The sequence below is a fragment of the Streptomyces flavofungini genome, from assembly GCF_041028215.1.
Classification (GTDB): domain Bacteria; phylum Actinomycetota; class Actinomycetes; order Streptomycetales; family Streptomycetaceae; genus Streptomyces; species Streptomyces flavofungini_B.
In genome coordinates, this window is record NZ_JASKYR010000151.1 from 1 (window position 1) to 12194 (window position 12194).

General features: G+C 69.8%; 10 protein-coding genes. 4 read left to right on the forward strand and 6 right to left on the reverse strand.

Translation table 11 applies throughout. The features are described 5' to 3' along the window. The first annotated feature begins 21 nt into the window (after positions 1–21). Positions 22–2439 (forward strand): FtsX-like permease family protein, encoded by a 2418-nt coding sequence (locus AB8Z36_RS13225; protein WP_440581906.1) that lies wholly within the window; start codon positions 22–24, stop codon positions 2437–2439. A 34-nt stretch (positions 2440–2473) separates the two neighbouring features. On the opposite strand, the gene AB8Z36_RS13230 is transcribed toward AB8Z36_RS13225, so the two are convergent. Continuing rightward, a complete protein-coding gene (locus AB8Z36_RS13230; RefSeq protein WP_369213460.1) occupies positions 2474–3427 on the reverse strand; it encodes a LysR substrate-binding domain-containing protein in 954 nt (317 codons plus the stop codon). A 132-nt stretch (positions 3428–3559) separates the two neighbouring features. Between AB8Z36_RS13230 and AB8Z36_RS13235 the strand changes: the two genes are divergently transcribed. Together AB8Z36_RS13235 and AB8Z36_RS13240 are read left to right on the forward strand one after the other, a co-directional pair. Continuing rightward, entirely contained in the window at positions 3560–4114 is a 555-nt protein-coding gene (locus AB8Z36_RS13235) for a peroxiredoxin (RefSeq protein ID WP_098244520.1), read from the forward strand. Between the two features lie 16 nt (positions 4115–4130). Then, a complete protein-coding gene (locus AB8Z36_RS13240; protein ID WP_369213461.1) occupies positions 4131–4661 on the forward strand; it encodes an alkyl hydroperoxide reductase in 531 nt (176 codons plus the stop codon). 83 nt (positions 4662–4744) lie between these two features. On the opposite strand, the gene AB8Z36_RS13245 is transcribed toward AB8Z36_RS13240, so the two are convergent. From AB8Z36_RS13245 to AB8Z36_RS13260, 4 genes are all read right to left on the reverse strand, one after another. Beyond that, positions 4745–6097: an AI-2E family transporter gene (locus AB8Z36_RS13245; protein WP_369213462.1), complete on the reverse strand. Its 1353-nt coding sequence runs from the start codon at positions 6095–6097 to the stop codon at positions 4745–4747. Between the two features lie 138 nt (positions 6098–6235). Next, positions 6236–6982: a lytic transglycosylase domain-containing protein gene (locus AB8Z36_RS13250; RefSeq protein WP_369213463.1), complete on the reverse strand. Its 747-nt coding sequence runs from the start codon at positions 6980–6982 to the stop codon at positions 6236–6238. A gap of 380 nt (positions 6983–7362) precedes the next feature. Beyond that, positions 7363–8685 carry a PhoH family protein gene (locus AB8Z36_RS13255; RefSeq protein WP_369213464.1) on the reverse strand — a complete coding sequence of 441 codons (1323 nt, stop codon included), beginning with the start codon at positions 8683–8685 and terminating at the stop codon, positions 7363–7365. Positions 8686–9015: 330 nt separating this feature from the next. Next, positions 9016–9777, reverse strand: coding sequence for an isoprenyl transferase (locus AB8Z36_RS13260; protein WP_369213465.1), 762 nt, complete (start codon positions 9775–9777; stop codon positions 9016–9018). Between the two features lie 153 nt (positions 9778–9930). On the opposite strand from AB8Z36_RS13260, the gene mgrA reads away from it, so the two are divergent. Next, positions 9931–10968 (forward strand): L-glyceraldehyde 3-phosphate reductase, encoded by a 1038-nt coding sequence (gene mgrA, locus AB8Z36_RS13265; protein ID WP_369213466.1) that lies wholly within the window; start codon positions 9931–9933, stop codon positions 10966–10968. A gap of 600 nt (positions 10969–11568) precedes the next feature. Here mgrA and AB8Z36_RS13270 read toward each other — a convergent pair. Then, positions 11569–12194: class I SAM-dependent methyltransferase (locus tag AB8Z36_RS13270; RefSeq protein ID WP_369213467.1), on the reverse strand; the 626-nt coding region annotated here is incomplete at its 5' end.

A 12194-nucleotide genomic window follows, 5' to 3' on the forward strand; every position in this document is an offset into this window, starting at 1 on the left:
GCGCGACATGGAGCGAGCGGTATGAGTCTCGACACCCGCGCCAAGGCCCGTACGGAGCATCCGGCCCCGCACCCCGGCCACACCGCTCCTACGGGCATCAGCGCCTGGGTGCGCGATCTCCTGATGGGCATACGCTTCGCCGTCGGCGGCGGCCGTGCGGGCTGGGCCCGCACCATCCTGACCGCGGTCGGCGTCGGCCTCGGCGTCGCGCTGCTGCTCGGCGCGGCCTCCGTGCCGAACCTGCTCCAGCACCGCGAGGACCGCTCGGTGGCCCGCTCCGCCGAGGGCCAGTTCGACGGCAAGGAGCACAAGCGGTCCGACACCAGCGTCCTCACCCGCTCCGCCGACACCGACTTCCGCGACCGGACGGTACCCGGCTACACCGTGCGCGCCGAGGGCGGGCACCCCGTCAGGCCGCCCGGCCTCAAGAAGCTGCCCGCGGACGGCGAGATGGTCGTCTCGCCCGCCCTGCGCGACCTCATGAACAGCTCCGAGGGCGAGCTGCTCAGGGAACGCTTCAGCCGGTACCGCATCACCGGCACCATCGGCGACCCGGGCCTTGTCCACCCCCAGGAGCTCTACTTCTACGCCGGTTCCGACGCCCTCACCCAGGACAAGGGCGGCCACCGCGTCACCCGGTTCGGCTACAAGGAGCCGCCGAAGCCGCTGGACCCGGTCCTGATCGTGCTGGTCGTCCTCGGCTGCGTGGTCCTGCTGACCCCGGTGATCATCTTCATCGGCACCGCCGTCCGCTTCGGCGGCGACCGGCGGGACAAGCGGCTCGCCGCGCTGCGCCTCGTCGGCGCGGACGCACGGGCGGTGCGCAGGATCGCGGCGGGCGAGGCCCTGTGCGGCGCGCTGCTCGGCCTGGCCCTCGGCGGCCTCGCCTTCCTGGGCCTGCGTGAACTGCTCGGCGTCTTCGACGTGTGGAAGGTCAGCGCCTTCGCCTCCGACGTGACGCCGGTGCCCGGCCTCGCGGCACTCGTCCTGGTGGCCGTCCCGCTCACCGCCTTCGTGGTCACGCTGATCTCGCTGCGGTCCGTCTCCATCGAGCCCCTCGGCGTCTTCCGCAACGCCAGGCCCCGCAAGCGCCGGATCTGGTGGCGCGTCCTCATGCCGGTGGCCGGCATCGGCATCCTGCTGTCCTCGGGCCGCCTCGCGGGCGACATGACCCCGCCGGTCTACGCCATCGGCCTGGGCGCGGCGCTCACCCTGATCGGCCTCGCCGCGCTGCTCCCCTGGCTGGTCGAGGCGGCCGTGGCCCGGCTGCGCGGCGGCCCCGTGCCCTGGCAGCTCGCCATCCGCAGGCTCCAGTTGAACAGCGGCACGGCGGCCCGCGCCGTCAGCGGCATCACGGTCGCGGTGGCGGGCGCCATCGCCCTCCAGATGATGTTCGGCTCGATGCACGACGACTTCGACCGGGTCACGGACAACGACCCCGCCCGGGCCAAGCTCCAGGTGCGCGCGAGCGTCGGGGACGGCGAACTCGCCCAGCAGATGATCGACAGGTTCCGCACCACCAAGGGCGTCAAGAACGTCATCGGCACCGTCTCCGCGTACGTCGTGAAGCCGGGCAGGCTGAAGAACGACGACGACCTCAGGCCCACCACGGAGCTGACCGTCGGAACCTGCGCGAACCTGCGCGAACTGGCCCGGATCGGCTCGTGCCGGGACGGCGACACCTTCGTCGTGCACACCGGCGACACCGAGATGAACGGATGGGTGGACCAGTCGGCCCGGCCCGGCAAGCCCGTCGACCTGAACTCCGACAGCTGGGACGAGCCCGGCGGCAAGCACAAGCTGTGGACGCTGCCCGCCAACGCGCGCAAGGTCAAGGCCCGCCCCGACCCCGGCGGCGACCTGCACGACGGCATCTTCGCCACTCCCGGCGCGATCGCCCCGGGCAAGCTGGTCGACGCCGAGACGCTCGCCATGATCCAGGTCGACCCCGGGGTGAAGGACAACGAGGAGTACGTCCGCAACGCCGCGGCCCGCGTCGACCCCTTCCTCGACGTCATGACGCTGCGCGCGGTCGAGCGTGACAAGCAGTACGCCTCCATCAGGACCGGCCTCATGATCGGCGCGATGGCGACGATGGCTCTGATCGCGGCGTCCATGCTGGTCTCGATGCTGGAGCAGCTCCGGGAGCGCAAGCGCCTGCTCGCCGCGCTCACCGCGTTCGGCACGCGCCGCGGTTCGATGGCGTGGTCGGTCCTGTGGCAGACAGCGGTCCCCGTGGCGGTCGGCCTGGCCCTCGCCGTCGCGGGCGGCCTCGGCCTGGGGTACGTCATGGTCCGCATGATCGAGAAGTCGGTCGAGGACTGGTGGGTCTTCCTGCCCCTGACCGGCGCGGGAGCCGTGCTCGTCGCGGTCGTGACGCTGCTCAGCCTTCCGCCGCTGTGGCGGATGATGCGGCCCGACGGGCTGCGCACGGAGTAGCGGGGTCCTTCGGTCGTACGCTGCCGGTGCGGGGTCAGACCACCCGCACCGGCAGCGGCCGTACGGCCCCCCGCAGCGCCTCGGCCAGCTCCTCGTACTCGGCGGACCGCGCGGCCCCCGTGCGCATCGCGAGGGCGATCCGCCGAGTGGGCGCGGGGTCGGCGAAGTACCCGGTGAGCAACTGGTTGCTGCGGCTTGTCTCCACCCGCACCGCGGTGCGCGGCAGCAGCGTCACGCCGAGCCCGCCCGCCACCAGCTGGACGAGGGTGGAGAGCCCGGCCGCGGTGGTGGTCACCGGGGCCTCGGCGCGGCCGGCCTCGCGGCAGATGTCCAGGGCCTGGTCGCGCAGGCAGTGCCCCTCGTCCAGGAGGAGCAGGCGCAGCTCCTTCAGCGCCTCGCGGGGGATGCCCTCCCGGCCGCCGAGCCAGTGGTCGAGCGGCGTGACGAGCACGAAGTCCTCGTCGAAGAGGGGCAGTTCGGTGACGCCCGGCACACCGAGCGGGACCGCGAGGAGCAGCAGGTCGAGCCGTCCCGCCGTGAGCCCCTCGATCAGCGAGGAGGTCTGCTCCTCGTGCACCTGGAGATCGAGATCGGGGTAGGTCTCATGGACGAGGGTGATGAGCGTGGGCAGCAGGTAGGGCGCCACGGTGGGGATCACGCCGAGCCGCAGCGCGCCCGTGAACGGCGCCTTGACGGCGTCCGCCTCCTCCATGAGCGCCTCGACCTCGCCGAGCACGGACTCCACCCGGGAGGCGAGGCGCTCGCCCGCCGGGGAGAGCAGCACCTTGCGCGTGGTCCGCTCCAGTAGCTGGACACCCAGTGCCTCCTCCAGGGCCGCCACGGCTCCGGACAGGGCGGGCTGGCTCATCCCGATCGCCGATGCCGCGTCCCTGAAGTGCAGATGCTCGGCCACGGCCGCGAACGCGCGCAACTGCGCCAGGCTCGGCTGCTTGCCGCTGGTCTGCTTGCCCCTATTTATGGCACGCACTGATAACCACCTCCGATCAACTCGACCCACTCTAGCTATTTCCATAATCAATGCACTCTGTGCCACCATCGACATCAGTCCAACCCCCCAGGAAAGTCCTCAAAAGGGACTCTCTTCGCGCAAGGAGTACGTGTGCTCACTGTCGGTGACAAGTTCCCCGAGTTCGACCTGACCGCCTGTGTCTCCCTGGAGAAGGGCTCGGAGTTCGAGCAGATCAACCACAAGACCTACGAGGGCAAGTGGAAGATCGTCTTCGCGTGGCCCAAGGACTTCACCTTCGTGTGCCCGACCGAGATCGCGGCCTTCGGCAAGCTGAACGACGAGTTCGCCGACCGTGACGCCCAGATCCTCGGCTTCTCCGGCGACTCCGAGTTCGTGCACCACGCCTGGCGCAAGGACCACCCGGACCTGACCGACCTGCCGTTCCCGATGCTGGCCGACTCCAAGCACGAGCTCATGCGTGACCTCGGCATCGAGGGCGAGGACGGCTTCGCGCAGCGCGCCGTCTTCATCGTCGACCAGAACAACGAGATCCAGTTCACGATGGTGACCGCCGGTTCCGTGGGCCGTAACCCCAAGGAGGTCCTCCGGGTCCTCGACGCCCTGCAGACCGACGAGCTCTGCCCCTGCAACTGGAGCAAGGGCGACGAGACCCTCGACCCGGTCGCGCTCCTCTCGGGCGAGTGAACGGAAGGCTACTGACATGGCTCTCGACGAACTGAAGTCCGCCGTACCGGACTACGCCAAGGACCTGAAGCTGAACCTCGGCTCGGTCATCGGCAACAGCGATCTGCCGCAGCAGCAGCTCTGGGGCACCGTCCTGGCCTGCGCCATCGCGTCCCGCTCCCCGCGGGTGCTGCGCGAGCTGGAGCCCGAGGCCAAGGCGAACCTCTCCCCCGAGGCGTACACGGCCGCCAAGTCGGCCGCCGCCGTCATGGCGATGAACAACGTCTTCTACCGCACGCGTCACCTGCTCTCCGACCCGGAGTACGGGACGATGCGCGCCGGTCTGCGGATGAACGTCATCGGCAACCCCGGGGTCGAGAAGGTCGACTTCGAGCTGTGGTCCCTCGCGGTCTCCGCGATCAACGGCTGCGGCCAGTGCCTGGACTCGCACGAGCAGGTCCTGCGCAAGGCCGGTGTCGACCGCGAGACGATCCAGGAGGCCTTCAAGATCGCCTCGGTCATCCAGGCGGTCGGCGTCACGCTCGACTCCGAGGACGTCCTCGCGTAACGCGAGACCCGTCGCACGCGAAGCGGCCCGGTCCGAAACCCTGAGTTTCGGACCGGGCCGCTTCGCGTATGTCCCTCGGGGCGCTACGACAGGTGGTTCGTCGACGAGGACGAGGGTTCCGGAGCGGGCGGCTCCGTGGACGCGGTGTCCATGGCGGTCGCGCCGCGCGGCTGCGGGGCCTGCTTCAGCGCCGCCTCCCTGGCGTGCGAGCGGAGATACCCGACGACCGTGTTCGTGACGGCGACCAGCGGCACCGCCACCACCGCACCGCCGACACCGGCGATCATGCCGCCCGCGGCGACCGAGAGGATCACCGCGAGGGGATGCACCCGCACCGCGCGGCCGAGGATGAACGGCTGAAGGATGTGCCCCTCGATCTGCTGCACCGCGAGCACCACCACCAGGGCCATCACCGCGGTGAACACACCCTGGGTGACCAGTGCGACGACCACCGCGAGGGCGCCGGAGACCACGGCACCCACCAGCGGCACGAACGCGGCGAGGAAGATGATGACCGCGAGCGGCACCGCCATCGGCACCCCGAGGAAGTAGATGCCGAGGCCGATGAAGATGGCGTCGATCAGGGCCACTATCACCGTGCCGCGCACATACGCGGTGAGCGTGCGCCACGCCCGCGGACCCGCCCCCGCGATACCGGGCCGCGCCTGGGCGGGCACCAGCTTCAGAAACCACTGCCAGATGCGCTTGCCGTCGTACAGCAGGAAGAGCGTCGAGAACATCGCGAGCAGGATGCCGGTCAGCGCCTCCACGATGACCGTGACGCCTTCGAGGCCCGCCGAGGTGAGTTCCTCGGTGTTGGCGCCGACCGCGTCCCGCAACGTCTTGGCGATGTCGTTGATCTGATCCTCGGTCACATGGAACGGGCTGTTGAGGAGCCACTTGCGCAAGTCCTCGATGCCGTCCTGGATCTGCCCGGAGAGCTCGTTGGCGTTCTCCATGACCTGCCAGACCACGAACCAGCCGACCAGGCCCATGATGACGAAGCCGAGGATCGCCGTGACCGCCGTCGCGAGGCCGCGCGGCAGACCGGCCCGCTTGAGCCGGGCCACCGTGGGCTGGAGCAGCGCGGTGATGAGGAGCGCGGCCACGAAGGCGAGCACCACCAGCTGGACCGCGCTGATGACCTTCATCAGGACCCAGAGGGTGCCCGCGAGGACCAGCAGCCGCCACCCCGCCTCCGCCGCGACCCGCATGCCCCAGGGGATGGAGGCCACCGGGTCGGGCCTGGCCGCTATGTCCGGCGCGTACGCCGGGGGCGGTGGCACATGGTCGTGCTCCTGCTCTCCGCTGACGGAATCCTGCGGCTCATCGGCGTCCGAGCCGGCGTCGTGGTCGCGGCGCTGCTCGTTCAACCGCTCGCCCATCTCACTCAGTCCGGCACCGATCCGGCCGAGCCACCCTGGCACTCGCGACATGATCCGTCCTCTACCCCCGTCTTTCCGTACCACTCCCCCCTGGAAGCCGTCCGGACCGACCGTACACGGGCGAGGCCCCCCACCGGAGAACGGTGAGGGGCCTCGCGAGGTCGAGCGCGGTACGGCCGGGGGCGCGGCCTAGTACCAGTTGTTCGCCTGCCAGAAGCTCCAGGCGCCGCACGGGCTTCCGTAGCGGTCGTTCATGTAACCCAGGCCCCACTTGATCTGCGTGGCCGGGTTGGTCTGCCAGTCGGCGCCCGCCGAGGACATCTTGGAACCGGGCAGCGCCTGCACCAGGCCGTAGGCGCCGGAAGAGGCGTTGGTGGCCTTGTAGTTCCACGTCGACTCGTGGTTGACGATGTTGCTGAAGCACTGGAACTGGTCCCCGGGGACCATCTGCCGTGCCATCGCCTGGACCTGCGCGACCGTGTAAGAGCTCTGGGGAGTGAAGCTGGAGGCGTCGCGGGAGGAGGAGCGGCTGGCCTTCTGCTCCAGCTTGTCCTCGCGCTCCTTCTTGGCGGCGGCCGTCTTGGCTGCCTCCGCCTTCTCCGCCTTCTCCGCGGCCTTCTGCTTCTCGATCGCCGAGGCGGCGGCCTGCTTACGGGCCTCCTCCGCGGCGGTCTTCTTCGCGGCGGTGTCGGCGGCCATGGCCTGCGCGTCGGCCTGCTGCGTCAGGGACGCCGTCTGGACCTGGGCCTGCTGACCCGCGGGTATGTCTGCGAGGAGCGTCGCGTCGCTTGCCGCTGCCTCGAAGTCGTTCGAGTTCGAGGACTGGGTGTTGCCCGAGGCAACGCCCACGACAGCGCCGACGGTGGTGACCGCGGTGGCGGACGCCACGGCGAATCCCCGGACCGAAATCCGGCTCACACGGTTTCCTTCCAGCATCGCCCGCATAGGTGACCTCGCGGACGCAATCGTGCCCCTGGCGCTGGCCTCCGCTTGCGATCGGTCACGGGAGGCGCGGGCCCGGTGGACAACTCCCGTGCTGGGAGCGCCGCGTGGTGCTCGGGCGGCATGCGACGGCCACTATGAAGTTCTGTTGTTGCGTACCGCTGGGGGTACACGTGTGTCGCATGCGGGGCCTGACAGGACTGAGACTCTGCCCCAGCCGGACACCGCAAGGCAATTCTCTGTTGCGTGTTTAAGCTCACACCCCGTTTGCTCCAGGAGTTTTTCGGAAAAGGGGGCGCACGAAGACGCCGCCCGGCTAGGCTCCTTCGCTTTGCCGGGCGGCGTCATCTGGGGTGCAACTGCCGTGAACGGGCCTAGATGTGACCGTCCTCCAGCATTTCGGTCACCAGGGCCGCGATCTGCGAACGCTCCGACCGCGTGAGCGTGACGTGGGCGAAGAGCGGATGCCCCTTCAGCTTCTCCACGACGGCGACCACACCGTCGTACCGGCCCACCCTGAGGTTGTCGCGCTGGGCGACGTCATGGGTGAGGACGACACGGGAGTTCGCCCCGATCCTGGACAGAACGGTCAGCAAAACGTTCCGCTCCAGGGACTGGGCCTCGTCCACGATCACGAACGCGTCGTGCAGCGAGCGCCCGCGGATGTGGGTGAGCGGCAGGACCTCAAGCATCCCGCGCGCGGTCACCTCCTCGATGACCTCCTTGCCCGCCACCGAGCCGAGCGTGTCGAAGACCGCCTGCGCCCACGGGCCCATCTTCTCGGCCTCGGTGCCCGGCAGATAGCCGAGCTCCTGCCCGCCCACCGCGTACAGCGGCCGGAAGACCATCACCTTCTGGTGCTGCCTGCGCTCCAGGACCGCCTCCAGGCCCGCGCAGAGCGCGAGCGCCGACTTGCCGGTGCCCGCGCGCCCGCCCATCGAGACGATCCCGACGTCCGGGTCGAGGAGCAGGTCGAGCGCGATCCGCTGCTCGGCGCTCCGGCCCTTGATGCCGAACGCCTCGCGGTCGCCCCGCACGAGACGGACATTGCCCTCTGGCGTGACGCGGCCGAGGGCCTTGCCGCGCTCCGACTGGATGGTGAGGCCCGTGTGCACGGGCAGACCGGCCGCCTCCGGCACGTACAGGCTGTCCTCGTCGAAGAGCAGGTCGACCTGTTCCCCGGGGAGCGTGAGCTCGGACATGCCGGTCCAGCCGGAGTCCGTGATGGCCAGCTCCGCGCGGTACTCCTCCGCGAGGAGCCCCACCGAGGACGCCTTGATTCTGAGCGGCAGGTCCTTGGAGACGACCGTGACGTCGTACCCCTCCGCCTGGAGATTGCGGGCTACGGCGAGAATCCGTGAGTCGTTGTCCCCCAACCGGTAGCCGGCCGGGAGCACGCCGGGATCGGAGTGGTTGAGCTCGACGCGCAGCGAGCCGCCCAGGTCCCCGATGGGGATCGGGGCGTCCAGGCGGCCGTGCCGGATACGGAAGTCGTCCAGCAGGCGCAGCGCCTGCCGGGCGAAGTAGCCGAGCTCCGGATGGTGCCGCTTGGCCTCCAGCTCCGTCACCACGACGACCGGCAGCACGACTTCGTGCTCGTCGAAGCGGGTCAGGGCGTTCGGATCGGCCAGCAGGACGCTGGTGTCGAGAACATAGGTGCGCCTGTCGGGCATGCGGCGCTTTGTGCTGGTCACCACGGAAGGACGTACCCCCTCGGATGAGGTCGGGGAGCGACGGGAGGGATGCCGGGCGGGCTGGCGTCTGTCATCCAGGCCGGACACGGCCGCGATGCGCGGGCCGAGAACCGGCCCTCCATGTCGCCCGTGCTGTCCACACGGTCGTCCTGGTGCAAAGGGCCTCCCGGGCGGACGGCCCTATGCCGCCCGCTGAGATACGGCGCCCCTGTCGGATACTGCTGGGACGCCGACCTGGAAGGGTTATTCCCTCGAACAAGCGCAGCCATGCCAGGGCATATGACGACGCGTTGGTTAACTCTGGGTTACCCCGACCTCATGGGGGTACACGGGTCAGCCCCCGAAACGGCGGTGGCGGGCCGCGTAATCACGCAGCGCACGCAGGAAGTCGACCTTGCGGAAGGCCGGCCAGAAGACTTCGCAGAAGTAGTACTCGGAGTGAGCGGACTGCCAGAGCATGAACCCGGACAGACGCTGTTCTCCACTCGTACGGATCACCAGATCGGGGTCGGGCTGGCCGCTGGTGTAGAGGTGCTTGGAGATCAGGTCGATGTCGACGCTCTCCGCGACGTCCTCCAGGCTGGTGCCCTTCTCGGCGTGTTCCAGGAGCAGCGAGCGGACCGCGTCGGCGATCTCCTGGCGGCCGCCGTAGCCCACCGCCACATTGACCAGTATCCCGGTGTTGCCGTGCGTGGCCTGTTCGGCTTCCTTCATGACGCTCTGGGTGCGGTCGGGCAGCAGGTCGAGCGCGCCGACGTGGTGCACGCGCCAGCGGCCGTCGGCGACGAGCGCGCGGACCGTGGCCTCGATGATGCCGAGGAGCGGCGTCAGCTCCTCCTCGGGCCGGTCGAAGTTGTCGGTGGAGAGCATCCACAGCGTGACGACCTCGACGTCCGTCTCCGCGCACCAGCCGAGGAACTCCTCGATCTTGTACGCGCCCGCCTGGTGGCCCTGTGCGGCGGTTCCGCCGGACGCCTTCGCCCAGCGGCGGTTGCCGTCCAGGATGACGCCGATGTGCTTGGGCACCTGGTCGTGATCGAGGCGGCCTTCCACCCGGCGTGCGTAAAGTCCGTACACCAGGTCGCGCAGGTTCACGTGTGTCAGCCCCTCCAGCAGATGGCGGTCCTCAAGGGGTGTGCGTAGGGCAGTCCCCGAGGGCGACACCCTACCGCTGTGCGGGCCACCCCCAGAAGCCGGGGCGCACGGGGCCCGAGGAGTCCGGCCACCCCCTGAAGTAGCTTTCGTTCCATGAACGACACGTCTCTGTACCGCGCGGCCTCGGACCGCTACGACACCATGGAGTACCGGCGCACGGGCCGCAGCGGCCTGAAGCTGCCCGCGGTCTCCCTCGGCCTCTGGCACAACTTCGGCGACGACAAGGCCCTGGACACCCAGCGCTCGATCCTGCGGCGCGCCTTCGACCTCGGCGTCACCCACTTCGACCTGGCGAACAACTACGGGCCGCCGCCCGGCTCCGCCGAGCTGAACTTCGGCAAGCTCTTCGCCCAGGACTTCGCCGCGTACCGCGACGAGCTGGTCATCTCGACCAAGGCGGGCTACCTGATGCACCCCGGGCCGTACGGCGAGTGGGGCAGCCGCAAGTACCTGCTCTCCTCCCTCGACGCCTCGCTGGCGCGGATGGGCCTCGACTACGTCGACATCTTCTACTCCCACCGCTTCGACCCCGACACCCCGCTGGAGGAGACGATGGGCGCGCTCGCGTCCGCCGTCCAGCAGGGCAAGGCGCTCTACGTCGGCGTGTCGTCGTACAACAGCGAGCAGACCGCCGAAGCGGCCCGGCTGCTGCGGGAGATGGGTGTCCCCGCCCTCATCCACCAGCCGTCGTACTCGATGATCAACCGCTGGACCGAGGACGACGGCCTCCTCGACACGCTGGAGGCGGCGGGCATGGGCTGCATCTCCTTCGTGCCGCTCGCCCAGGGGCTGCTCACCAACAAGTACCTGAACGGCATCCCGGAGGGCTCGCGCGCCACCCAGGGCAAGTCGCTCGACCCGAATCTCCTGAGCGACGAGGTCGTCCGCCGCCTCAACGGCCTGAACGACATCGCGGCGGGCCGGGGCCAGTCCCTCGCCCAGCTCGCCCTCAACTGGGTGCTGCGCGACGAGCGCATGACCTCCGCGCTGATCGGCGCGTCCAGCGTCAGGCAGCTCGAGGAGAACGTGGCCGCGCTCGCCGGGCCGAAGCTCACCGACGAGGAGCTGACGGCCATCGACACCTTCGCGGTCTCGACGCCGGGCACGAACATCTGGGCCGGACGGGGCTGAGGTCACCCGGTCCGGTGCCGGGTGCTCAAAGCCCGGCACCCGGTCCGGTTCCGGACAGAAAAAAATCGGGCCGGTCCGTGGGGGGGAGACGGACCGGCCCGAGGGGGGGTTTCCACCATAACCCTTCGTAAGTGATCCCGGGTGCATCGGCGCGCCACAACTACTCTCCGAGATCACGCGACGACTGCGAGACCCGGTATATCCCGCGGAATTCCGGGTTCTGGGGCGTTTTCCGGCCGGACGCGACGACACCCCCAGGAGTGACCCCCGAACGGCGCACGCGCTTGACGCCCGGGATGTCCTCCGCGCTAACGGCGTGCGCCGGGCGCACGGAGCGTCGTGGGCAGGGCGCGGATGGTCGTGCGCGGGGACGAGTGACGGCTCGCGGTGCCGCGCGGCCCCCTCCGCCGCACGGCACCGCACGCGCCGCTTTGCTGGCGCGAATTAGCCTTGGTCTGAACTTACGCGAGCCGAAGGGGCGGATCGAGCCAGTATTGATAACGATGCGGAATCAAGGCTTCGATTTAGTGGCGTACGGGGTGGGGAGTGCCATCCGTGCCGCTTGCCCGCATCTCCGAGGTCTACGACGATTCGCCCGGACTACGGCTTGCGCAGCTCGAAGAGATGGCGGGAGCTGTGGGCGACGAAGGCACCCTTCTCCTGGATCTCCTCGTGCAGTTCGAGCAGGCGCGGACGGTACTTCTCCACGCTGAAGTCCGGCACCATCCACACCACCTTCCGCAGGAAGTGCACGACGGCGCCGACATCGAAGAACTCGATCCGCAGCCGCTCGGCCCGCAGGTCCACGACCTCAAGCCCGGCCGCCTCGGCCTCGGCGCGCTCGCCGTCCGGGTGCCGCCCGTTCCTGACCTCCGCCGGCTGCCGCCCCAGGAAGTACTCGACCACCTCGAAGACGCTGGCGGGCCCGACGTGCTGCGCGAAGTACGTGCCACCGGGCCGCAGCACCCGGGCGATCTCATCGAAGTGGGCCCGCACCGGGTGCCGACTCGTGACCAGATCAAAAGCACCGTCCGCGAAGGGCAGCGGCGCGTCCTCCGGTGACGCCACGACCGCGACGCCGCGCGGGTGCAGCAGCGCGGTGGCCTTGGCGACGTTCGCGGGCCAGCCCTCCGTGGCGACGGTGAGCGGCGGCAGCGTGGCCGCCGAGGCGATGACCTCGCCGCCGCCGGTCTGGATGTCGAGCGCCGCCGAGGCCCGGGCGAGAC

Coding starts and splice junctions, on each gene's coding strand:
- AB8Z36_RS13225 (WP_440581906.1), top strand. CDS start 22: ATGAGTCTCGACACCCGCGCCAAGGCCCGTACGGAGCATCCGGCCCCG.
- AB8Z36_RS13240 (WP_369213461.1), top strand. CDS start 4,131: ATGGCTCTCGACGAACTGAAGTCCGCCGTACCGGACTACGCCAAGGAC.
- AB8Z36_RS13245 (WP_369213462.1), bottom strand. CDS start 6,097: ATGTCGCGAGTGCCAGGGTGGCTCGGCCGGATCGGTGCCGGACTGAGT.
- AB8Z36_RS13250 (WP_369213463.1), bottom strand. CDS start 6,982: ATGCTGGAAGGAAACCGTGTGAGCCGGATTTCGGTCCGGGGATTCGCC.
- mgrA (WP_369213466.1), top strand. CDS start 9,931: ATGAACGACACGTCTCTGTACCGCGCGGCCTCGGACCGCTACGACACC.